General features: G+C 35.0%; 22 protein-coding genes. 7 read left to right on the forward strand and 15 right to left on the reverse strand.

The window, feature by feature from the left end; translation table 11 throughout:
- Positions 1-67: 67 nt before the first annotated feature.
- Positions 68-250 carry a hypothetical protein gene (locus tag GXM17_RS16375; RefSeq protein ID WP_163400459.1) on the reverse strand — a complete coding sequence of 61 codons (183 nt, stop codon included), beginning with the start codon at positions 248-250 and terminating at the stop codon, positions 68-70.
- A 144-nt stretch (positions 251-394) separates the two neighbouring features.
- Complete coding sequence (locus GXM17_RS16380; RefSeq protein ID WP_163400460.1) at positions 395-1231, reverse strand: DUF6929 family protein; 837 nt, start codon at positions 1229-1231, stop codon at positions 395-397.
- A 231-nt stretch (positions 1232-1462) separates the two neighbouring features.
- Between GXM17_RS16380 and GXM17_RS16385 the strand changes: the two genes are divergently transcribed.
- Positions 1463-2341: a PPK2 family polyphosphate kinase gene (locus GXM17_RS16385; RefSeq protein WP_163400461.1), complete on the forward strand. Its 879-nt coding sequence runs from the start codon at positions 1463-1465 to the stop codon at positions 2339-2341.
- Positions 2342-2433: 92 nt separating this feature from the next.
- On the opposite strand, the gene GXM17_RS16390 is transcribed toward GXM17_RS16385, so the two are convergent.
- A complete protein-coding gene (locus GXM17_RS16390; protein ID WP_163400462.1) occupies positions 2434-2949 on the reverse strand; it encodes a hypothetical protein in 516 nt (171 codons plus the stop codon).
- 323 nt (positions 2950-3272) lie between these two features.
- Between GXM17_RS16390 and GXM17_RS16395 the strand changes: the two genes are divergently transcribed.
- The 3 genes from GXM17_RS16395 (at position 3273) to GXM17_RS16405 (ending at position 5481) form a co-directional block, all read left to right on the forward strand.
- Positions 3273-4643 (forward strand): MATE family efflux transporter, encoded by a 1371-nt coding sequence (locus GXM17_RS16395; protein ID WP_163400551.1) that lies wholly within the window; start codon positions 3273-3275, stop codon positions 4641-4643.
- A 41-nt stretch (positions 4644-4684) separates the two neighbouring features.
- A complete protein-coding gene (locus tag GXM17_RS16400) occupies positions 4685-4912 on the forward strand; it encodes a hypothetical protein (protein ID WP_026984926.1) in 228 nt (75 codons plus the stop codon).
- Positions 4913-5253: 341 nt separating this feature from the next.
- Positions 5254-5481 carry a hypothetical protein gene (locus GXM17_RS16405; RefSeq protein WP_163400463.1) on the forward strand — a complete coding sequence of 76 codons (228 nt, stop codon included), beginning with the start codon at positions 5254-5256 and terminating at the stop codon, positions 5479-5481.
- 35 nt (positions 5482-5516) lie between these two features.
- On the opposite strand, the gene meaB is transcribed toward GXM17_RS16405, so the two are convergent.
- The 3 genes from meaB to GXM17_RS16420 all read right to left on the reverse strand — a co-directional run bounded on the left by meaB (position 5517) and on the right by GXM17_RS16420 (position 7980).
- Positions 5517-6605: a methylmalonyl Co-A mutase-associated GTPase MeaB gene (gene meaB, locus GXM17_RS16410; RefSeq protein ID WP_163400464.1), complete on the reverse strand. Its 1089-nt coding sequence runs from the start codon at positions 6603-6605 to the stop codon at positions 5517-5519.
- Between the two features lie 267 nt (positions 6606-6872).
- Positions 6873-7514 (reverse strand): NAD(P)-dependent oxidoreductase, encoded by a 642-nt coding sequence (locus GXM17_RS16415; protein WP_163400465.1) that lies wholly within the window; start codon positions 7512-7514, stop codon positions 6873-6875.
- A 58-nt stretch (positions 7515-7572) separates the two neighbouring features.
- Positions 7573-7980, reverse strand: a complete 408-nt coding sequence (locus GXM17_RS16420) for an RrF2 family transcriptional regulator (RefSeq protein WP_163400466.1) — start codon at positions 7978-7980, stop codon at positions 7573-7575.
- A 298-nt stretch (positions 7981-8278) separates the two neighbouring features.
- Here GXM17_RS16420 and GXM17_RS16425 point away from each other — a divergent pair, with 298 nt between their 5' ends.
- Both GXM17_RS16425 and GXM17_RS16430 read left to right on the forward strand, forming a co-directional pair.
- The gene (locus tag GXM17_RS16425; protein ID WP_163400467.1) at positions 8279-9199 is read left to right on the forward strand and encodes an AEC family transporter; all 921 of its coding nucleotides are present in this window, start codon (positions 8279-8281) and stop codon (positions 9197-9199) included.
- 98 nt (positions 9200-9297) lie between these two features.
- Positions 9298-9936, forward strand: coding sequence for a peroxiredoxin (locus tag GXM17_RS16430; RefSeq protein WP_163400468.1), 639 nt, complete (start codon positions 9298-9300; stop codon positions 9934-9936).
- 85 nt (positions 9937-10021) lie between these two features.
- Here GXM17_RS16430 and GXM17_RS16435 read toward each other — a convergent pair whose 3' ends face one another.
- The 6 genes from GXM17_RS16435 to GXM17_RS16460 form a co-directional block, all read right to left on the reverse strand.
- Positions 10022-12256 carry a cation:proton antiporter domain-containing protein gene (locus GXM17_RS16435; protein WP_163400552.1) on the reverse strand — a complete coding sequence of 745 codons (2235 nt, stop codon included), beginning with the start codon at positions 12254-12256 and terminating at the stop codon, positions 10022-10024.
- Between the two features lie 19 nt (positions 12257-12275).
- Positions 12276-12476 (reverse strand): hypothetical protein, encoded by a 201-nt coding sequence (locus GXM17_RS16440; protein WP_163400469.1) that lies wholly within the window; start codon positions 12474-12476, stop codon positions 12276-12278.
- A 17-nt stretch (positions 12477-12493) separates the two neighbouring features.
- The gene (gene purB, locus GXM17_RS16445) at positions 12494-13840 is read right to left on the reverse strand and encodes an adenylosuccinate lyase (protein WP_163400470.1); all 1347 of its coding nucleotides are present in this window, start codon (positions 13838-13840) and stop codon (positions 12494-12496) included.
- Between the two features lie 69 nt (positions 13841-13909).
- Complete coding sequence (locus GXM17_RS16450) at positions 13910-14602, reverse strand: sterol desaturase family protein (protein ID WP_163400471.1); 693 nt, start codon at positions 14600-14602, stop codon at positions 13910-13912.
- Entirely contained in the window at positions 14599-15300 is a 702-nt protein-coding gene (locus tag GXM17_RS16455) for an SIR2 family NAD-dependent protein deacylase (protein ID WP_163400472.1), read from the reverse strand. The genes GXM17_RS16450 and GXM17_RS16455 overlap by 4 nt, the downstream gene beginning before the upstream one ends.
- 12 nt (positions 15301-15312) lie before the next feature.
- On the reverse strand, positions 15313-16623 hold the full coding sequence (locus GXM17_RS16460) for a BNR repeat-containing protein (protein ID WP_163400473.1): 1311 nt from the start codon (positions 16621-16623) through the stop codon (positions 15313-15315).
- A 163-nt stretch (positions 16624-16786) separates the two neighbouring features.
- Between GXM17_RS16460 and GXM17_RS16465 the strand changes: the two genes are divergently transcribed.
- Positions 16787-17449, forward strand: a complete 663-nt coding sequence (locus GXM17_RS16465; protein WP_163400474.1) for a TrmH family RNA methyltransferase — start codon at positions 16787-16789, stop codon at positions 17447-17449.
- A gap of 107 nt (positions 17450-17556) precedes the next feature.
- Here GXM17_RS16465 and GXM17_RS16470 read toward each other — a convergent pair whose 3' ends face one another.
- From GXM17_RS16470 to GXM17_RS16480, 3 genes are all read right to left on the reverse strand, one after another.
- On the reverse strand, positions 17557-19155 hold the full coding sequence (locus GXM17_RS16470; RefSeq protein ID WP_163400475.1) for a PepSY-associated TM helix domain-containing protein: 1599 nt from the start codon (positions 19153-19155) through the stop codon (positions 17557-17559).
- A 141-nt stretch (positions 19156-19296) separates the two neighbouring features.
- Complete coding sequence (locus tag GXM17_RS16475; RefSeq protein ID WP_163400476.1) at positions 19297-21459, reverse strand: TonB-dependent receptor; 2163 nt, start codon at positions 21457-21459, stop codon at positions 19297-19299.
- A 94-nt stretch (positions 21460-21553) separates the two neighbouring features.
- Entirely contained in the window at positions 21554-21802 is a 249-nt protein-coding gene (locus tag GXM17_RS16480) for a hypothetical protein (protein WP_244307421.1), read from the reverse strand.
- Between the last annotated feature and the right edge of the window lie 137 nt (positions 21803-21939).

Here is a 21939-nt window from a genome sequence, read left to right on the forward strand (position 1 = left end):
GAAGTTTCCTCTCGGTCATACAAATATAAAAAAAATAGTAAAATAAATTAGGAACTAAAGATAGTACCTAGGACACTGTTGTCATCAGATGAATTTGAACGATTAAGTGATTTTTGTCTTTATAATTACTATTCCTCTTTAAAGCCTGATTTCCGTAAAGTGAAGTTGCATTATTACCTTTTAAAACCTGTATTTCTTCAATATCGTTCGGATTGTTTAGAAAATTGTTTTGAATTAATAATGACGCCATCTAAAACATACAAAGGCTCCAGTGTTTCTAAAATGCAATTATTTTTTGTGTTTCTCTGTAAAATTTTTGCGAATGTTTGTGTTATAATTTTATCGCAAAGATTCGCAAAGAAATTCGCAAAGGGCGCAAAGCGAAATTTTATATTTATTTAATTGGCAATGTCAATTTAAAAATCTTTGTTTCTAATAAATCTGTATCATTGTCATCGCAAAGCAGAAACTCGATTTTATTATTTTCTTTTTTATAAAGTGTCAAACCTTCAAATTTATTGGTCGAAGTGATTTTTTGGGTAAAATCGATTTTCATGGTTTTAAGATCGATGCGGCCAATGAAACTTCCCAGAACTTCGCCGTCATCGTAGGTTGATTTGGTGTCCTCGGCCGTAGAAAGGAAATAGATTTTGTCTTCGACTAAAACAGCATCTGTAAAACTGGAACGGACTCCTTTTATTTTTGGCAGTTTGTAATTGACAGAAATCAGGGCAAATTCTTCTCCAAGATTTTTGGCGTGAATCGTAAAAATGGTGTTTTTGTTTGAGATTCCGTTTCCGCGGTTGAATAAATACCAGTTTTCTCCATCAAAAACAGCGCCTTCCAGATTGAAGTCTTCCGATTTTATTTTTCCGAAGTTTTGCATCAAAGCATATAAATCGACCAGATTGTTTTTTTGTAAGACGGTCTTTGATTTCAGATCAAATTCAATCATTTTGTTGCGGTTTTCAGTTGATCCGGAACCAAAAATATAGAGCGTATCGTTATGATGCGACAACGATTCAAAATCAGGTTTTATGTTTTTCGGAATATTTTGCGTTGGATTGTCAATTAAAGCATGCTGGCTTAACTGTTGATTCTGCATATTGTATTCGTACAAAAATCCGCTGTTGTCGCCAATAACATAAAGTGAGTCGTTATTGAAGAATAATCCGGATGCTGAGCCGATTCCGATGATTTGAAATAATATTTCTAATGTGAATTTTTCCATGAAGATGTTGTTTTGAAAACGAATGCCTAGCCCTGATAGAAGTGAAAATCCTTTTGCTCCGCTTCTTTAGCGGGGTAAAAGATTGTAACGGATAGCAGGAATATGCTTCGTAAAAATAGTATATTTATGATATAAATTTTTGAAATATGAAATCGTCACTGACAAAATCCTTGTAAAAACAAAACAATCAGGCGATAAAGTATATTAACATAACAAATAAAATTGAGACCTATGCAATCAATAAACCCGAATGATTTTAAAGTTACAGCTAAAATAAAGTTAGCAAAGATTCCGACTTTGCTTGATATTGAAGCAACCGAAGACGAAAAAGAAGAAAAGTTAGATAAGGTGAGATCAAAATTGAGCGATTTGCAGGATGTCATGTATTCGCACAATAAATATGGTGTTTTAATTTGCCTGCAGGGAATGGACACTTCCGGAAAAGACAGTCTTATCAGGGAAGTATTTAAAGAATTTAATCCGCGTGGAATGGTAGTGCATAGTTTTAAAACGCCAAATTCCACCGAATTGGAACATGATTATTTGTGGCGACATTATATTGCATTGCCGGAAAAAGGGAAGTTTGCCATTTTTAACCGTACGCATTACGAGAACGTTTTGGTAACGCGAGTGCATCCTGAGTATATTTTGGCGGAGAATTTACCGGGGATTAATTCGGTTGAAGATATTAAGCCGAATTTCTGGAAAAAAAGAATTGAGCAAATCAATAATTTTGAAAAACACATAGCTGAAAATGGAACGATTGTCATAAAGTTTTTTATGCATCTGAGCAAAGAGGAGCAAAGACACCGATTATTACGCCGTCTTGAAGAAGGAAAACACAACTGGAAATTTTCGCCGGGTGACCTGAAAGAACGTGAACACTGGGATGACTACCAAAAATATTATGAAGAAGCGATTAATCATACTTCTACAAGCCACGCGCCATGGTATGTGGTGCCTGCAGATGACAAAGATATGGCACGCTATATTGTAGCCAAAATTATCTGGGAAGAAATGCAAAAATATACCGATATTAAAGAACCAGAGCTGGATGACGAAATTAAGGCGAATATTGAAATGTATAAAAACGTTCTTAGAAAGAAGTAATATTTTGTCCTATTAAAAAACTAAACCCGACAGAGTGAGAAATCCTGTCGGGTTTTACCAAAAAAAAAATAAAAATAACTCGAATTTATATTTTACAATTCAAAACCGTAAGCTAAACGAAGCCCAATCTGATTGGTGTTGAATTTGTCATAGTCTTCATAACGTAAGCTAATGTCGAAATGTTTTGTAGCGTATCCGATACTTGGAGCCCATAAAAGTGAGGTTTCATTATAACCATTCGTTACTGCGAAACCAGCACCGATTTCTCCCATAACATAAAACTGGTCTTCCCAAAAGAAAGCTTTAAAACCCGCTTTTGCAGGAATAAAACCTAAATCCGGAACATCATCCCCTACAAATAAATTAGTAAAACCTGTTGTAAGAGTTAAAGAAGTTCTTTTAGATAAATCATACTGAAGTCTTACATCCCCTCCAAGTGCAAAGTCATAATCGTCACCATCTGTTGGAATTCCGCCAGTTACTCCAAATCCTAATTTGAATTTTTGATCGTAGTTATCGCTATCTGTCATTTGAGCAGATGTTGTTGTCGTGTATACCATTGCAATTGCTGCAAAAAATAGGGTTCTGATGTTTTTTAAATTTTTCATGCGTGTATTTTTTTTAATTACTATGTTGTAAAAGTAGTTTTGCAGTATTGGTAAGTAGTTATATAATTTTTAAAAATCGTTACATAATGTGAAGATTGTTAAAATTCCGATAGGGTTGTATTAGTTGGGAAGCCTTGATTTTATTGGACTTTTAGATGTGTAAACATAAAAAAAAGGAATAAGATTTTAATATAAATGTTTAATTAAAATGTTAAAATAACTGTAAGTGTTTTTTACTTTGTTTAAAGTAGAATCTATTAAAATTGAATATTTCAGCAGAATCCAAAGCATCTGGCTATCTTTGCAAACTAAAAAGGTATAAAGTGAATTTAAAGCAGTACACAAAAGAGTTTTCCTATAATTTAAGACTTGCATATCCGGTTATTTTAGGGATGGTAGGACATAATTTAATAGGTATGGTTGATAATATCATGGTGGGTAAATTAGGAAGTACCGAATTAGCGGCAGTTTCTTTAGGAAATAGTATGATTTTTATTGCAATGTCTCTGGGAATTGGATTTTCTACAGCTATAACACCTATCGTGGCCGAAGGAGATGCTGAGAAAAATGACAATAAAATCCGTTCTGCCTTTCACCATGGTTTGTTTTTGTGTACTATTTTAGGGTTAATGCTTTTTGGGTTAATTGTTTTGGCGAAGCCAATTATGGAAATGCTGCACCAGCCTGAGGAAGTTATTGCGCTTGCCAAACCTTATCTTGACTGGGTTGCTTTCTCCCTAATTCCGTTAATAATGTATCAGGGCTATAAACAATTTGCAGACGGATTATCACTGACCAAATATTCAATGTACGCCATGGTAATGGCAAATGTGCTTCACGTAGGGATGAATTATGTTTTGATTTACGGAATCTGGATTTTTCCGAAGATGGGAATTATTGGAGCTGCTATAGGAACTGTGATTTCAAGAATATTTTTGGTGATGTTTATGCACATTATGCTGTCCAGAAGAAATGACCTTAAAAAGTTCTTTAAAGATTTCAGTTTTGAGGAAATTAAAAAAGAAACCGTACAAAAAATAATAAGTATTGGTTTTCCTTCGGCTATGCAGATGCTTTTTGAGGTAGTATTGTTTACGGCTTCTATCTGGCTATGCGGAAATATAGGCAGAACAAGTCAGGCGGCCAATCAAATCGCCCTGAGCCTGGCTTCGATGACTTTTATGTTTGCAATGGGATTAAGTGTTACTTCTATGATCAGGGTGAGTAATCAGAGAGGTCTGCAGGATTATAAAAAGTTAGTTATCGTGGCACGTTCCATTTTTTTGCTTGCAATTATTATAGAAAGTGTTTTTGCTGTTTTGTTTGTGGTCTTCCATCAATTCCTGCCACATATCTTTTTGAATATGGAAAACACTATACAGCTTACAGATAATACAGAGGTTATTGCGATTGCTTCTAAATTATTATTGATTGCAGCAGTTTTTCAGATTTCCGATGGGATTCAGGTAGTAGTGCTGGGCGCATTACGCGGATTGCAGGATGTAAAAATTCCTATGTATATTACATTTGTAGCCTATTGGATTATTGGTTTTCCTGTTTCGTATTATTTAGCAGAATATACTCCCTTGAAAGCAGCGGGGGTATGGATAGGACTTTTGGCAGGACTAACTTCAGCAGCACTTTTGCTCTACATCCGCTTTAATTACTTAACTAAAAAATTAATCAACAATTAACTTCAAATAACTACATTTGGAGCTTTTAAAATTAAATTATTATGGAATTACCTAAATTTTTACTTGGAGACAATACTGATTTTCCCGACGATATTTTTATCATACACCTTGATTATCCAAGATTTATCATCAACCTGAAAGATGATGAGGTAGAATTTCTGGAAGAGGCAGAAGATCTTGATGAAGCCGAATTAAATGCAGAAATGGAAGGCTTAATCGAAAAAGCAAATGATTTTTACGACCGTGAAATAAACCGTTACGAAGAGTAAAAATGCGCTCCAGTGCGTCTCTACCGGGCAAAATCAAGTTATGTAATGAAAAAATTGCGTTTTTTGAACCCGTTTTAAATTTATTTTAATCGGATTTCGGATCACTACTTTAAGCAGGATGTTTTCATTTTTAAAGACAAAGTAGTTGATACACAAAATTTCTGGTATATTTTTCCAATCGGTCTTCGAATGGAATAATTTGCGTCTCATTTTGATAATGAAAGCTGCTTAGATGAAAATTCTTCTTAGCAGCTTTTTTGTTTTTAATTTTTTTTACATCCGGACAGGTAACAAAAAATAAAGTTTGTTTATCTATTGTAAAATATTAAAACGTAATCAAAATGAAAAATTTTAAAAAAGCAATTTTTACAATGGCATTCGTATTGTGCTTAACAAACGTAAAGGCTCAGGATACTAAAAATCTAAAAGAAAAAGCGGCAAAATCCAATTCGGGCTCAGAGTTGAAAACTACTTTAGAACCGCAGGTTCCAACTGCTGTTGCATCAGATAAAAGACGTTTGAAAACGAAACATGATACTGCTAAGAATTCAGTAGGCAATATCCGTTGAAAGCAAAAAGTTTTCTATACTAAAAATAGAAAGGGTTATATTTTTTTGTACGTATCCAATAATAACTGAGCGGCAGCAAAAGGTGATATTTCATTATTCTGCACCGCTTTTTTTATTTGTTCCAATTTTCCAATAATTTCAGGCTTATTATAAAAGTTTGATTTCAATTGTTCATCAATGGTTTCCATCATCCAGAATTGATTCTGCTCTTTTCGTTTTACTTCAAAATAACCGGTTTGATTGATCAATTCAAAATATTCTGAAATAATATTCCAAACTTCTGAAATTCCTTCTTTGGAAATAGCACTGCAAGTTGTAACTTTTGGCTGCCAGGCTGATTTTTTAGAAGGAAATAAATACAGGGCTCTGTTAAATTCAACTTTGGCTACGTTTGCTTTTTTGATATTGTCACCGTCAGCTTTGTTGATGACAATGGCATCGGCCATTTCCATAATGCCGCGCTTGATTCCCTGAAGTTCGTCACCGGCACCAGAAATTTTAAGTAATAAAAAGAAGTCAACCATGCTATGTACAGCCGTTTCGCTCTGTCCAACTCCAACAGTTTCAATAATGATGGTATCAAAACCGGCTGCCTCACAAAGGATAATCGATTCACGGGTTTTTCTGGCTACACCACCTAAAGTTTCTCCTGAAGCGCTAGGTCTGATAAAAGCATTTTCGTCTTTTACCAAATCTTCCATTCGGGTTTTATCCCCTAAAATGCTGCCGTGTGAAAGAGAGCTGCTGGGATCAACGGCCAAAACAGCAACTTTTTTCCCTGATTGAGTCAGGAAAGTTCCAAAAGCCTCAATAAAAGTGCTTTTTCCAACACCCGGTACACCAGTAATTCCTATTCGAATAGATTTATTGGCTTTCGGAAGACATGCTCTAATAACTTCATTTGCTTTTTCAGTGTGTTCAGGATTCGTGCTTTCGATTAAAGTTATGGCCCGGCTTAAGGCTGTGCGGTTTCCGGAAAGTATTCCTGAAATCAGTTCTTCGGCAGATGGCTGTTGCCTGCGTTTGTTTTTAATTTGGCTGATAGCCGATGCATTGGTGATTTCGGGAGATGAAATTCCAGCTTTTTCGTTTAAACTGCCGGCATGCTTATTTGAACTTGACAAAATATTTTTTTTGATATTGTAAAAATACTGAAAACAAAAACAGTTTCAAAAAGTTAGTTAGCCACGACTTGACCGAAGGGACTGACGAAGTAATTACACGAATTCCCTCCAATTTGTTAATCTCAAAAAGAGTAAAAAAAATGCCACGAATTCACGAATGTTCTTTAAATAAACTTTATCTAATGTTATTCGAATTAATTCGAAAAAATAATCTCATAAATTTTAAAAACAAATCGTGAATTCGTGGCAAAAAAACTTAAAATCTTTTTAATATGCAGCTGTAAATCTCACCTGATGGTGTTTTGGAGTTTCTGTTTCATCAGCAATTGCAACTGCCAAATCTTCTACAGATAAAATACTTCTTTGTTCGTCATTAAAAACAGGATTTTCCAGACCTAAGCGATATTTTCCGGTTCTTCCTGTTTTAGTGCCCTGATGCATTTCAAAAGCCGGACTAAAAAATGCCCAGTCCAGTTCCTTTTCTTCTTTAATAATATTCAGATAATGTCTTGCTGCATTGGCACCAGGGTAAATTTCTTTCGGGAAATCAGGCGTATCTACCGCCTGTAAGTCAGGAGCAACAAATAAACTGCCTGCACCGCCAATAGTGATGAAACGTTTTACACCGGATTTTTTTACAGCTTCCTGAATCGCTTGTGAACCTGCTAAAAAGTCATCATAAATATTTGGATTCGTCCATCCCGGATTATAAGCATTAATAACGGCATCATGACCTTTTAAAATTTCTGCTAATGCATCGACATTAGAAATATCAGCGGCTACCCAGGTCGCATTTGAGTTGTCTTTTGGAGTTCTGGCAATAGCCGTAATTTCATGTTTTCTGTCTGCTAATTCGTTCAAAATAGCTGTTCCAACGAAGCCTGTAGCTCCAATAAGTGCGATTTTCATAATATATTAAATTTATTTAGTAATAAAAAAAGTTACAGTTTTGTATAAAAAAATAGTTTTAAAATTGAGCCGAAAAATCTTCAAGGGAAATACCCTCCAACTGCGAACATATTTTTTGGTTCATTTCTTTATATAAATCATCAAGGTTCTGATTGATTTTCTTTCCAACAGGGCAGTCCGGATTAGGCTGATTTTTGGCATACCCTAAACCGATATTTTCAAAAGTCATCTCAAATATTTCTTTAAGGGTAATATTAGCGGCGGCTTTAGATAATTTTGCACCTCCGTTTTTGCCTTCTTTGCTTTCTACAATATTGTGTGCTTTAAGGTTGGCAATTTCTTTTCTGACCAAAACGGGATTCAGGTTTATACTTCCTGCAATAAACTCCGATGACAAATAATCATTCGGAAATTTAGTGAGCAAAGTTAAAATGTGAACCGATATGGCAAATTTACCTGAAAGCATACTGTAATAAATTATGTTACAAATTTAGAATATTTTATGACACAAAAAATAATTTTAACGTTTTTATGTTTTTAGTCCTTAGTAATTAGTGCTTAGTCCTTAGTAATTAGTGATTAGTCTTAGTGATTAGTCTTTATACAGGTTCGTCTTTGATGGATAATTATTTGTGAACATTTTTATAGTATTTAATGGAGCTGTTTCTAAAATTTCACAATTACTAGTAACAAAGTGCTAATTACTAAGGACTAGTCACTAATCACTACAGAATAAATGCCTATTTTTGTAATCAGACCTTGATATGAACAACTTTATTTTAATATTCTTCTTTTTATTTTTAGGATTGCTTTTGCAAAGGGTGAAAGGTTTTCCGTCTCATACTTACAAGATTTTAAACAAAATTGTCATTTATATATGTCTTCCCGCGATTACATTATATCATATTCCAAAAATAAAATGGAGCAACGAATTGTTGTTTCCGATAGGAGCGGGCTGGATTACTTTTATTCTGGCGTTTGTATTTTTTCATTTATTAGGAAAGAAATTAAAATGTTCCAATAAACTGATAGGCTGTCTGATTTTGACTGCAGGATTGAGCAATTCGTCATTTTTAGGCTATCCGATTATTGAAGCTTTATTTGGAAAAAAAGGTTTAGAAACTGCAGTATTGGTAGATCAGCCGGGTACATTTGTCGTGGTTTCAACTTTAGGGGTTTTTGTGGCAGCATTTTATTCTAAAGGAAGCCCCAATACGTTGAGCATCATCAGGAAGATTTTATTATTTCCTCCTTTTTTAATGTTTGTTCTGGCTTGTTTAATGAATGTTTATGGCTACGATTTAGATGTGAATATTCAATCCGTATTACTGAAGTTAGGAAGTTTAGTAACACCACTTGCGTTATTATCGGTCGGATTACAGCTGAGTTTTGACCGAAAGAGCCAGCATTTGAAATTTTTAAGGCTTGGACTTTTCTTTAAACTTGTTTTAGTTCCGTTTGTCATTATGGTTTTATACGTCTTTATTTTCAACCAGCATTCAGAGCCTATAAAAATTACGATAATGGAAACCGCTATGGCGCCCATGATTACGGGCGCAATTCTGGCATCGACTTATGGCTTAAAGCCAAAATTGAGCAGTATGATGGTGGGTTTTGGAATTCCGATTTCGTTTTTAACCCTTGCTGTATGGTACTTAATCCTCAGTTTATTTAATACATCTTAATTATATAGGAAAAATAGAATTTTAACTTATTTTTAAATTTTGATTGTTTTCCGAATGCATTTTTTAGTTAATTTTAGAGGAACTAAAAAAAAATAATTATGTCAACATTACGATTAGGCGATATAGCTCCGGATTTTCAGGCCGAAACTACACAGGGAACAATCAATTTTCATGAATGGTTAGGGGATTCATGGGGTGTTTTATTTTCGCATCCTGCAGATTTCACCCCGGTTTGTACAACTGAATTAGGAACAGTAGCAAATTATGTTCCTGAATTTACAAAAAGAAATACCAAGGTTATTGCTTTGAGTGTTGATGGTTTAGATTCACATAAAGAATGGATTAAAGATATCAACGAAACTCAAAATACAGACGTTAATTTTCCAATTATTGCAGACGAAGATAAAAAAGTAGCGAACTTGTATGATATGCTGCATCCAAATGCAAGCGATAAATTTACAGTGCGTTCTGTTTTTGTAATCGGACCTGATAAAAAAATCAAGCTCACTTTGACCTATCCGGCTTCGACAGGAAGAAATTTTGACGAGTTGCTTCGTGTTATTGACAGTTTGCAGTTAACAGCAAATTACAGTGTTGCTACACCGGCAAACTGGAAAGACGGTCAGGATGTAGTAATCGCACCGGCAATTCCGGATAGTGATATCCCTGCAAAATTTCCAAAAGGACATACACCAATCAAACCGTATTTGCGCTTGACGCCACAGCCTAATAAATAATTTTCTTAAGCTTATAAGATGCTAGGTGTTAATTTTCTAAGATCATAATCCTGGAAAATTAGCACCTTTATAGTTTATTATACTCTTAGTGCTTTTTCAACAACTCAGCCATTTTTTTCTTATCTCCAACGACCCAGATAATATCATTTTGCTGTAAAATCAAACAGGATTCGGGGTTTAGGATGCGGTTTCCGTTTCGCTCTATCCCAACCACCATTCCACCGGTTTTTCCTCTAAACTGACCAATGCTTTTTTCTGTAAAGTTTTCGTTAGAAACTTCTAACTGGCGGAGTACAACTTCAGATTCTTCTATATTTTTAGGAGCTTCAATTTCATTCTGGGTTAAATATTTATTAAACTCTGTAATTTGAGCATCAGTGCCAATTACGCAAATTTCATCTCCCGGAAATAAACGCTCGGTTTTAGTTGGAATGGCAATTGTAACTTCGCCGCGTCTGATATATGCGATATTGATTCCCATTGATTCTCTAATACGTAATTCATCAAGTGTTTTTCCGGCTAAATTTGATTCCTTTCCTATATCAAATATAGACATGTGACCGTCCCAGGGCATTAAATTGGCATATCTTCGGTCAATCTTTTTGTTTTCACGGTCATTTAAATTTTTTAAAAAGTGATTTTCAATTTTATGATATTGCTCATTCAGTTTTTTAGGAAATATCTGATAAGCAGCTATAGCAATAATCAGTGCCACAAATGCAACAAGGGGAGAGAAAAAAATATTCAATAAAAAACCCACAAAAAACAATCCAAGGCTCATTCGGACTAAGATAAGCATTAAAAGTGCTCCGCGATATTTTCGTTCTTCCCATAGTATTTCAACCTCTTCCTGATCTATTCTTCGTAAAGAAAGCGCCCACAAAAAAGGGGCAATAATGGTTAATGTAATTAGGACTGCCAGGGTGTTTGCAAATCTCGTTTCTGCTACAAGAGGTGCTACAAAATTCGACGACAACAAAATAATAGCAATTATAATGATGCTATGTAAAACAATTTGTGTAATATAATTCCGAACGACTTTTTGCCACATTGTGACAGATCTGATTGCCTGCGCATTCATACTGTAGCGATTAATATTCTTAATCCATTTTCGGGGTAATTTTCGTTCCAGAAAATCAGAAAAAGGCACCGCATATTTTACCATAAACGGTGTTGTAAAAGTTGTGACGGCAGAAACTGCTACTACGACAGGATATAAAAAAGAACTTGTAACATTAAGTGTCATTCCTAAGGTGGCAATAATAAATGAAAACTCACCGATCTGAGAGAGGCTCATCCCAGTCTGAACAGACTGTTTTAGAGGCTGACCGGATAGTAGAGCTCCTATTGTTGAACTGACAGATTGACCAATTATGGTAACAAAAGTTAAAATAGCGACAGGTAATGCATGTTCGTAAAGCATTTTAGGATTTATAAGCATACCTACAGAAACAAAAAAGACTGCAGCAAATAAATCTTTTACAGGTTTTATTAAATGTTCAATATGTTCTGCCTGAGTAGTTTCAGCAATAATGGAGCCCATAATAAAAGCCCCCAAAGCCGGAGAAAAACCAACATTAGCTGCAAAACTTACCATTGTCAGACATAAGGCAAGGGAGATAATTAATAACATTTCATCAGTAAGTAATTTTTTGGCTTTTTTAAGAAGCGTCGGAATAAAGAATATGCCGCCTAAAAACCAGACTGTCAAAAAGAAAACCAGTTTTAAAACTGACATCATTAGTTCGCTCCCTGAAAATTGCCGGCTGACAGCAATTGTAGATAAAAGAACCATCATCAAAATAGCTACTATGTCCTGTACTATTAGCGAACCAATAACAATACCGGCAAATTTTTGTACTTTGACACCCAGTTCATCAAATGTTTTTAAAATAATAGTGGTTGAAGAAATTGATAAAATCACACCCAGAAAAATACTGTCTATTTGTGACCAGCCCATCCATTGTCCTACCAGATATCCTACAACTACCATAGTAATTATTTGCGTTATGGCAGTAATAGAGGCTGTTCCGCCTACTGTCATTAATTTTTTAAAACTAAATTCGAGTCCCAGACTAAACAGCAGGATGATAACGCCAATTTCTGCCCATACTTCTACACTTTTTATATCAGTTACAGATGGGAAAAAATCGAAATGGTTTCCGGCTAAAAATCCTGCAATCAGGTAGCCTAAAACCAGCGGCTGTTTCATTTTTTTAAATAGTAGTACTGCGATTCCGGCAGTCATCAGGATTAATCCCAAATCACTGATAAGAGGTTTAAGATGATGAGTGGCTTCGGCGGCATTTAAGGCAATCATATAGTAGAGGGTGTTTTTTTCAGGAGCCAATCCAGCTTTCCATTTCAAGCTTTTGATCAAAATGCCTATTTTTTGATGCCGTTCCAGGAGCTTCCGCTGGTCGCTCTGTACCTGCAAAAAAATATGGCTTTTTTCTCAAAAGGCTTTTCATTTTAATCTGGGCTAAACTCGGGTTTAAATAAAAAAAAGCTATCCCGATAAAGATAGCTTTTTTTGACAAAATATTTTAGGTTTTCTTTAAATTCCGGTGTAATTGCCAGGAGTTATTGCTAATAATTCGGCTCTTACAGAATCAGAAACTTCTAAAGTTGCAATAAAATTATGAATAGCATTTTTATCAATCGTTTCATTGGTTCTGGTCAATCCTTTCAACGCTTCATACGGATTTGGATAGGCTTCACGACGTAAAATAGTCTGAATCGCTTCTGCTACGACAGCCCAGTTTTTCTCTAAATCTTCAGCAAATTTAGCTTCGTTCAAAAGTAGTTTGTTCAAACCTTTCAAAGTCGCTTCAAAAGCAATAACAGTATGTCCAACAGGAACCCCGACATTTCTTAAAACGGTACTGTCAGTCAAATCACGCTGTAATCTTGAAATTGGCAGTTTCGCTGCCAGATGTTCGAAAATAGCATTGGCAATTCCTAAGTTCCCTTCAGAATTTTCAAAATCAATCGGGTTTACTTTATGAGGCATTGCCGATGATCCGATTTCTCCGGCTTTGATTTTTTGCTTAAAGTAATCCATTGAAACATAGGTCCAGATATCACGGTCTAAATCGATAATGATATTGTTGATTCTTTTTAAACTGTCAAAAAAAGCAGCAAAATGATCGTAATGCTCAATTTGAGTTGTTGGGAATGAATGCTGTAAACCTAAACTCGATTCAACAAATTTAGTTCCGAATTGTTTCCAGTCAATTTGTGGATACGCTACATGATGTGCATTGAAGTTTCCGGTAGCTCCGCCAAATTTAGCAGCAAACGGAATATTAAACAACAAACGCATCTGCTCCTCTAAACGCTCTACAAAAACCAGGATCTCTTTTCCTAAACGGGTAGGAGAGGCAGGCTGTCCATGTGTACGTGCAAGCATTGGAATGTCCTTCCATTCTACACTTAATTCTTTCAATTTAGAAATTAAAGCAATTAAGGTTGGCATATAAACCTGCTCAAAAGCTTCTTTCGTAGAAAGCGGAATGGCAGTATTGTTAATATCCTGAGATGTTAATCCGAAGTGAATGAACTCTTTGTATTGAGATAGCCCTAATTTTTCAAAAGCATCTTTGATAAAGTATTCCACCGCTTTTACGTCATGGTTCGTTACTTTTTCAGTTTCTTTAATCCAAAGTGCGTCTTCAGTAGAGAAATTTTTATAGATATTTCGTAAACTTTCAAATAAATTTGAATCTACGTCTTTTAGCTGTGGTAAAGGAATTTCGCACAAAGCAATAAAGTACTCCACTTCAACTAATACACGATATTTTATTAAAGCTTCTTCAGAGAAGAAAGGTGCTAAATTTTGGGTTTTACTTCTGTATCTTCCGTCAATTGGAGATATAGCATTCAATTCGTTTAGAGTAGTCATCGTTATGTTGTTTTTTCGAAAGGTGCAAATATAAGGTATTGTTAAAACTTCTGAAAGCTATATTATGCCTTAAATTATGGTTTTGAAAATTTTATCCCAAATCGTAAAATAAAAACCATAATTGCGGGATTCATTTTTATGATGGTCGTTATGGAATTTTGTAGTTGATATCCATTTTGTCAGGTGGTTTTTATACCAAAAATCCGGGAAAATATCAGTTTTTAAATGACCAAATATTCCGTACGACAAGTTTAAAACGAGGTAAACAATAATACTTAAAAAGTTAAATTTTAGAATCGTAATTAAAAACAGCCAAATAAAACCAAAGCCTAAAGTTTCAACTGGATGAAGCACATACAGACTGTAAACACTGGTTTCCACATGTGTGTGATGAAGCCTGTGAATCGGGTTGAACCATTTTAAGCGATGTGCCAGAAAGTGAAAGCAGAACATAAAAAAGTCCATTGAAATAATCAGCAGTAAAATATCAAATAAGAAAGACACAATTGATGCTGAAAAATCTATTTTTAGTATCCCTAAACGATACAATTCAAAGCCCAATACTGTTATAAATGTATTGCAAATGAGGGTTGAGAATACCCATTTACGATCAGACTTTTTTAAAACGGTGTTCTCAGGTTCGATTATTCGTCCGATCAAAACTGAAATATAGATTAAAACTAAGTTTTCAATCAGAAAGAAAATAGCCAGAGATACCAGATTGAATTCTGCTAATTGCTGCAGCCAGCTTTCAAAAATCATGTTGTCTTTTCTAATTTCAATAGTTTTTCTCTTAAGTCAGCCACGCCTTCAGAAGCAAATTTTGCAATCGTTTCAACCTTGTTTCTGATATTCGGAATTGAAATTGGCTTTGGATCAATATAAAAAACCGGTGTAATACTATAGGTGTAACTGATTAATCCTGCAGCGGGATAAACCTGCAAAGAAGTTCCGATTACTGCAAAATAGTCAGCGGTCTCCGTTATGGCAATTGCTTCTTCGAGTGCAGGAACATCTTCACCAAACCATACAATATGCGGACGCAGCTGGTGTCCGTTTTCATCTAAATCTCCGGTAATTAAATCATCAGTCCAGTCTAAAATTAAATCACGATTTTTGGTACTTCTAACTTTTAATAATTCTCCATGCAAATGTAAAACTTTAGAGCTGCCGGCCCTTTCATGTAAATCGTCAACATTTTGAGTGATGATGTAAACATCAAAATCTTTTTCTAATTCGGCTAAAATTTTATGTCCTAAATTCGGCTCCACTTCTTTAAGCTGCTGTCGTCTTTTATTGTAAAAATCCAAAACCAGTTCCTGATTTTTTCGCCAGCCTTCGGGAGTTGCTACTTCCATTACATCATGGCCTTCCCATAATCCGTCGGTGTCACGAAATGTTTTAATGCCGCTTTCGGCGCTTATTCCTGCTCCGGTTAATACCACTAATTTCTTTTTCATATTGTATTGCAATTATTTGGGTAATTGTTTCACTTCTAAAATCCGCACCATTGTCGGTTCTGATTTAGCCAGACCTTCTCCGTCAACCTGATTTACATTTTGAAGAAAGATATGAAGTTTTTTTTGCTTTTCCCAAAGTGAAATATCATAATTAGGTTCCCATTCTCCTATTGAAGCTGAGGTTAAATCAGTTACTTTCCAATTATTGTCTTTGCTTAAATTTGTGTAAGCCATTGAGACTTTGTTTTCTCTTTCGCTGTCTCTAAAAAGAAGGTACAAACAGCGATTTGTTCCTTCTTCTTTAATTAATAAATCAGGTCTGGAAATTGGGATTTTTTTGGTTCCGCCGCCTCCCAAAGAAAAAGGAGTTGTTCGAAAAGCTGTGTTTGTTTTTTTCCAAATTCCATTTTCTAAATAAACAATCTGAAACTGCGGAATGTTATTTTCGCTCCAATAATTAGCAATATAAGGATTTCCGTTTTCATCAGCCGTCATTGAAGTTTGGTTGATCAAACTCGATTTTTCCGGAATTTTCCACGCAATTTCTGCCGATGCAAGAGTTATGGACAAGTTGTATTTTTCTCCGTTTGATTTTTCCCAGCTCAAACCTCCATCAAAAGAGCGGGCATAACAAATGTCATGGTTAGTGGATACATCCCAGCTTTCTCTCCAGACCCATGAAAGATGGATAGTACCTTTTCTATCTACTTTGGCTTGCCAGTAAGCACTTCTTTTGTCTTCACCGTTTAATAAGTTGCTTTGAATTTGCGACCATTTTTTATCTTTTACAGCATATGAATTTATTATCATATTTCCCCTTCCCGAAGCACCGGAACGATAGAAGAATAATAAATTCCCGTTTGGTAAATTGTAAAACTCAGGATATGTTACTTTTTGTTCGGCAATTCCGGTCATGGATTCTTCATTACCTAAATCTAAACTTAATGGTGATTTGCTTTTTGCATATCGGAGTCTGGTGTCGTGATGATCCCAGCTTACATGAAGATATGCGTCTCCATCTATAGCAATACTAATGCTGTTATGAGCATCTTTTGCATTGCCTGTGTAAGGTGTTTTTACGATTTCCCAAGTTTCGGAATTTAGTTTTCTTTTGCCTAAAACTACTGTTCCATTTTCATTATAATAGGCGGTAAACTGAAGGTTTTTAAAAGTAGTTACAGCATTTTTTCTGAATTTGACTGTATTGACAGAATTATTGCTCCAGCCATAGCCAACAGGGATTTCTTTTGGAATTTTTGTTCCACAGCCAAAAAGGGCGAGGCATAAAGCAAACAAAAAGCTTTTGTAAAAAGGCTTGTTCATTAAGGTTATTTTATGAGGTAGTAAGTAGTTCGTAAAAATAACCGATTTTAAGAATAGTATGAATTAAAACATACCAGTTTTAGGTTCAAAAAGGTTTTGAGAGCTTTTTGACATTTTGCCCGATATGATAAAATATTATTATTTTTGCCGCAAACAAAACCAAATGATTGATTTAGATTACCTCGCTTTTCTTGAAAATATACTGACAGACAACCGCAAGGAACGATTTCTGCATGTTCTGGAAAATCGTACCAAACATTTTACAGTTGCCGTAGAAGATGTGTATCAAATGCATAATACAAGTGCAGTAATGCGCAGCTGTGAGGTTTTCGGAATTCAGGAACTTAATGTTATCGAGCAGCGTTTTGGAAAACGAATTGATAAAGAAATCGCTTTAGGCGCTCAAAAGTGGGTAGATATCAATCGGTTTGATTCGGTTTCAGGATGTCTTTCAGATTTAAAAAACAAAGGCTATCAAATTATTGCAACAACTCCTCACGAAAAAGACTGCATGCTGGAGGATTTTGACATATCAAAACCAAGTGCACTTTTTTTCGGAACAGAAAAAGAAGGATTGTCACAAGAAATTATGGACAATGCCGATGGTTTCCTGAAAATACCAATGGTTGGTTTTACTGAAAGTCTGAATATTTCGGTTTCTGCAGCTATTATAATTCAAAACCTAACCAACAGACTTCGAAGATCGGATATAAAATGGCAGTTGTCTGATGAAGAAATTTTAGCGAAACGTTTGGATTGGGCGAAAAACTCGATAAAAGATATTAAACGTATTGAAGCGCGATATTATCAGGAGAATCCCCGATAAATTTACTATTTCGGTTTCCTGCAAGGTTTTAAAACCTTGTAGGTGTGTTTATTGATGGTTTAAATTCCTGCAAGGTCTTTTTTTGACCTTGCAGGAATAAAACGATACTATTCCTTCAAAAACAAAATAAACCCAAGAACACTAACAATTAGAATCGTCAATGCAGCTAAAACCATCGTCAGGTCACGGATGTTTTTTCCAGCCCAGTCCATAAATAAAAATTTGTGCAGGATGGCAAAAGAATAACCTTCAACCCGGTCTGAGTTATTGATAACTGCGGCTAGTCGTGAGGTTGAAGTTTCAATAAAGTAAGTTGTTTTTTCGGGTGTGTCATACGCTAATTTTACTACTGGAAGTCTTTTATTGACAAATCCATACTCTCTGCTTTCAAAGTCGGTCAAAACTTTTGATTCAAGTAATTTTATATTTTCAAATGAAGGCTGAAAATCATCTTCTGATGTTTCAATCATTTCGCAGCATGAAGCTTTTGGTGCTCCATCGGTAAAATAATAAGCTAAAAATTCAGCGTATTCTAAATCCAGATTTGGCGCAATTTTATTTGTGGTTGCGTTGATGTAAATGACTTCAGATTTTTTATCATCTTTTTTGTTCCATTTTGAACCTGAATCGGCTTTTGGTTTTTTGAATTTCTCTTTTGCTAATAATTCGCAACGAAAATACGTCGTATCGTTTAAAGTGATAATACTTGCATTTAAAAAACGGCTCCAGTCTAAATTCAGCTTATTATTTGCTAAAGGGATTTTTTTAGTTTCAAAAGTTGGCTCATAAATCATTTTGTCCAAAGTATAAGGTTCCCATTTTGTGGTGGCATGATACGCACCGCTGAAAGCAAATGTCAATGTAAAAAGCGAAATCCAGATCCCAATTTGGCGATGGTATCTTCGTAATCCTTTTTTGGGAGCAAGTTTGTCGGTTTTTTTGAATTGCTTCCAGAATAAACCATAAATGACAATACCGCTTATAGATGAAAGAAAAATGATTGAAAGGAATAAAATCATGACAACAATGCGAATACTGTTATTGCTGATCCAATCCATAAAAGCCCAATTGTGAAAAACATCAAAAAACCATATAAAAGCTTGTCTGGATTTTGGGTTGAAAGCGGCTAGTTTACCCGAAGCCGTTTCTACATACACTTCCATAGCATCAGGGCGGTCGAAAGTTACTTTGTAAACAGGAAGGTAACGATTTACATATTTGTATTGCGAAGTAAATTCGGTTACGATATCTGTTTTAGCAATTGGGCTTTTTTGATCATCAAGAAAATAGCGAGAAAGCCAATGTGCATATTTTTGGTCACCGTTTTCTAGTTTTTTTGCATCCAAAGTATTGAAATACAATAAATCTCCAGTCACTGTTTTTACTTGGTAAAAAGTGTTGTTTTCGAACGAAACGATTTTGAAATTCCTAAAATCGGTTATATTGTTCTTTGCAAGAACTTCCTGAATAGAAAGGGTCAGTTGGGATTTGTCAATTGGTTTTATTTCCAGACGTTCGTTAGCAATTGTTGGCTTAAAAAAATGTGCCATAAAGGGATGCATCAATCCCGATAATGTCCAGAAAATGACTGGAATTATTGTAATTAATCCTATAATCCGATGCCAGGCGTAGGCCTTTTGTTTGATTTTTTTTATGAACTTGGAATCCTTCTTTTTGGACTTTTTGGCTGTTATTTCTTTGCTCATTTGTTCTGTTTTTTTAGCCCCGATTACTTCACTTAAAATTAATTTTAATCGGAGTTCAGTGAATTTTATTTGAAGCGATATTCTTTTGTGGCGGGGTTCGCCACAAAAGATAAAGCGTAGAGCGGGATTAGCTCCTAATTCTTATTTTTTTAATGAAAAATTATATTGTAAACCTATCAAAAATGTTCTTGGAGGCATAGCAGTATAACTTGACTGTGCGTTTGCTGTATTGGCTCTGGAAACATAACTAGAGTATATTTTGTCTGTTACATTCATAATGTTTCCGTATATTTCGATGCCTTTCCATTGGTAACCTGCTCTGAAATTGAAAATATCATATCCTGCGTATTTGAAAGTATTGATTTGATCCTGGTAATAGTTACCAACAGATTGCCATTCGATAGAAGTTCTGAATTTTGGCAACCATTTCGGGTAATACGTTAGTTCTGAATTCCCAGACCATTTTGGGGAAAGAGGCATTTCGTATCCGTCTAAATTTTGTATTGGATCGCTTGGTTTATCCGAAAGTTGAAAATCGATATAGGTGTGTTTAGAAACCGTTCCGCCAAAACGAAAATTGAATTGATTGTTTAGGAATCGGTAGTTTCCACCCAATTCAATTCCTTTGTGACTCGTTTCTCCAACCGAGCGATAATCCGTAGAGTTGTCGGCTATTTTTACACTCAATAATTCGTTTTTGCCTTCCATATAATAAACAGCATAATCGAATCGTAATTTGCCCTCTAATAAAGATACCCAGCCACCCATTTCATAATTATTGAAGGTTGCCGGTTCCAGGTTATAATAGAATTCGGCTGGAACTCCAGTATTTCCTCCAGTTCCAGGTCTGGCTCTAAAGATAGAAGTGATTCCAGGAGGAGCAAATCCTTGAGCATAATTAGCATAAACCCCAGTATTTTGTATAGGATTGTAGTTGATACCTGCTTTGAAGGTAAGTTTGTCATATACTTTTGTTCCTGTAGATTGGTCCATAGCATTTTTGTAATCTACATTCATATTATCATAACGAGCGCCGGCAGTTACAATTAATTTTTCGATAGGCTGAATGCTTATTTGTGCATAACCAGCCGTGTTATAAATGTCGGCAGTATAATCGGTTAATTTTACATCTGGACGTTCAGCAGTAATTTCGTAGTTATTTACGGTTTGTTTTCCTGGATCGCCCGGATTAAGATTAGCTTGCATTTCAACAAGGTATGCCCAATAACTAACTGGAGAATAATCATATAAAGCTCCGGCAACAAGTTGGGTGTTCAAAAATTCAAATTTTTGAGTGTGCTGACCAATGGCTCCATAACTTTTGAAATTATTAGAGTTGATTTCGCCAGTTGCTTTTGTTGGATTTACAGTAGGACTCCATCTAATTCCGTAGGAAGGGTTCTGTTCTAATGTATTGTCTCTTAAATAAACAGTAAGGTAACTATTGGCTTTTTCGTTCCAATCGTGTTCTAGTGTGAGTCTTGTTCTTAATGCTTCCGAATATCTGTAAGCAAACGGAGTGGTATTTTTGTATGTTCTGTGATAAAAGTCATATTCATTTACGCTTCCGTTGGTCGAAGAATCATAAATTCCCCACATGGTATTACTGATTAGTCGGGTTTTAGCTGTAATATTGTAGTCAATGCGAGCATTTAGGTTATTCTTGGTGTAATCAGAATTGATCATCCAGCCATCTTCTTGAACGGTAGAAATTCCGGCAACATGAAAACCAATTTTGCCCACAGTAGCACCACCAGCAGCTTGAAATCTTCTGTTTCCTTGATTATCACTCTGAAAACCGAATTTGAATTCCGGATCAATAGAAGGTTTTAAAGAAATTAAGTTGATTGTTCCTCCAACAGCTTCTGGGCCATATAAAGAAGAAGCAGGACCTTTTACCACTTCAACACTTTGAAGATTAAATTGATTAATCTCTAATAAGGCATTGTGATTAAAAACTCCCATTGGTCGAATTGGTAAACCATCTTCCAAGTATAAAAAATAGGCATTAGTCGTTATGGGCTGACGTATGGACATCATGTGCCCTTCGTTGGCAGCATTTGTCATTAATACTCCAGGAACTTTATTGATGATCTCGTTCATTACCGTTGCTTTGGTTTCATCAATTGTTTTGGCTGTCAATTTACTGATGGCAACAGGTGTTTGTTTGCGTTGTGTGGCAGTACGATTCGCGGTGACAAAAATATTTTCTAACTCTTGTGATTTTGTCGAATCTTTTTCGGTTTTATTTTGTGCAAAAACACATTGCCCTATAACCAATAGGGTAAGGTATATTTTTTTCATTTTTTATATAAATTTTTTAAATAATAAATTACCTCATTGATTTGAAACCAATGAAATAGGCTTTTCAAAAAAGTTTGAAAAGATCAATTAGAATTTATATAAAATTGGAAGGCGGTCGAAAATTAGATGAAATGACCGAGATTGGTTTTTTGTCCATATGATTATACTTATTTGGTAATGCAAATAAAGGTACAATTATGGTATAATCTGTTTTTGAAATTTCCTGCACATACACCAATTCTGTTTTTTGTTTCAGATGGTTGTTCATTCTTTTTTCATTATCCTCATATTTTTTTAAACTTTTCTGAAGTTCGCAGCGGCCGTTACAAGTATTAAAAATCATTTTGCGCTGTACACAGATGGTTTTTGAGATTTCTTGCTGGTTTAATTTGAATGAGGTATAAACAAAGAAATTACCAAAATGAGGCAGTAATAAAATAAATGAAAGTAATATGGTTAGTATTTTTTTCAGAGTATTTT

Origin of the sequence: Flavobacterium fluviatile (assembly GCF_010645065.1) — a bacterium.
Taxonomy (GTDB): Bacteria; Bacteroidota; Bacteroidia; order Flavobacteriales; family Flavobacteriaceae; genus Flavobacterium; species Flavobacterium fluviatile.

Coding starts and splice junctions, on each gene's coding strand:
- GXM17_RS16435 (WP_163400552.1), bottom strand. CDS start 12,256: ATGATTGCCTTAAATGCCGCCGAAGCCACTCATCATCTTAAACCTCTT.
- GXM17_RS16470 (WP_163400475.1), bottom strand. CDS start 19,155: ATGAGCAAAGAAATAACAGCCAAAAAGTCCAAAAAGAAGGATTCCAAG.
- GXM17_RS16420 (WP_163400466.1), bottom strand. CDS start 7,980: ATGCTTTCAGGTAAATTTGCCATATCGGTTCACATTTTAACTTTGCTC.
- GXM17_RS16390 (WP_163400462.1), bottom strand. CDS start 2,949: ATGAAAAATTTAAAAAACATCAGAACCCTATTTTTTGCAGCAATTGCA.
- GXM17_RS16405 (WP_163400463.1), top strand. CDS start 5,254: ATGAAAAATTTTAAAAAAGCAATTTTTACAATGGCATTCGTATTGTGC.
- GXM17_RS16375 (WP_163400459.1), bottom strand. CDS start 250: ATGGCGTCATTATTAATTCAAAACAATTTTCTAAACAATCCGAACGAT.
- GXM17_RS16425 (WP_163400467.1), top strand. CDS start 8,279: ATGAACAACTTTATTTTAATATTCTTCTTTTTATTTTTAGGATTGCTT.
- GXM17_RS16430 (WP_163400468.1), top strand. CDS start 9,298: ATGTCAACATTACGATTAGGCGATATAGCTCCGGATTTTCAGGCCGAA.
- GXM17_RS16415 (WP_163400465.1), bottom strand. CDS start 7,514: ATGAAAATCGCACTTATTGGAGCTACAGGCTTCGTTGGAACAGCTATT.
- purB (WP_163400470.1), bottom strand. CDS start 13,840: ATGACTACTCTAAACGAATTGAATGCTATATCTCCAATTGACGGAAGA.
- GXM17_RS16380 (WP_163400460.1), bottom strand. CDS start 1,231: ATGGAAAAATTCACATTAGAAATATTATTTCAAATCATCGGAATCGGC.
- GXM17_RS16475 (WP_163400476.1), bottom strand. CDS start 21,459: ATGAAAAAAATATACCTTACCCTATTGGTTATAGGGCAATGTGTTTTT.
- GXM17_RS16400 (WP_026984926.1), top strand. CDS start 4,685: ATGGAATTACCTAAATTTTTACTTGGAGACAATACTGATTTTCCCGAC.
- GXM17_RS16450 (WP_163400471.1), bottom strand. CDS start 14,602: ATGATTTTTGAAAGCTGGCTGCAGCAATTAGCAGAATTCAATCTGGTA.
- GXM17_RS16465 (WP_163400474.1), top strand. CDS start 16,787: ATGATTGATTTAGATTACCTCGCTTTTCTTGAAAATATACTGACAGAC.
- GXM17_RS16480 (WP_244307421.1), bottom strand. CDS start 21,802: ATGATTTTTAATACTTGTAACGGCCGCTGCGAACTTCAGAAAAGTTTA.
- GXM17_RS16385 (WP_163400461.1), top strand. CDS start 1,463: ATGCAATCAATAAACCCGAATGATTTTAAAGTTACAGCTAAAATAAAG.
- GXM17_RS16460 (WP_163400473.1), bottom strand. CDS start 16,623: ATGAACAAGCCTTTTTACAAAAGCTTTTTGTTTGCTTTATGCCTCGCC.
- GXM17_RS16455 (WP_163400472.1), bottom strand. CDS start 15,300: ATGAAAAAGAAATTAGTGGTATTAACCGGAGCAGGAATAAGCGCCGAA.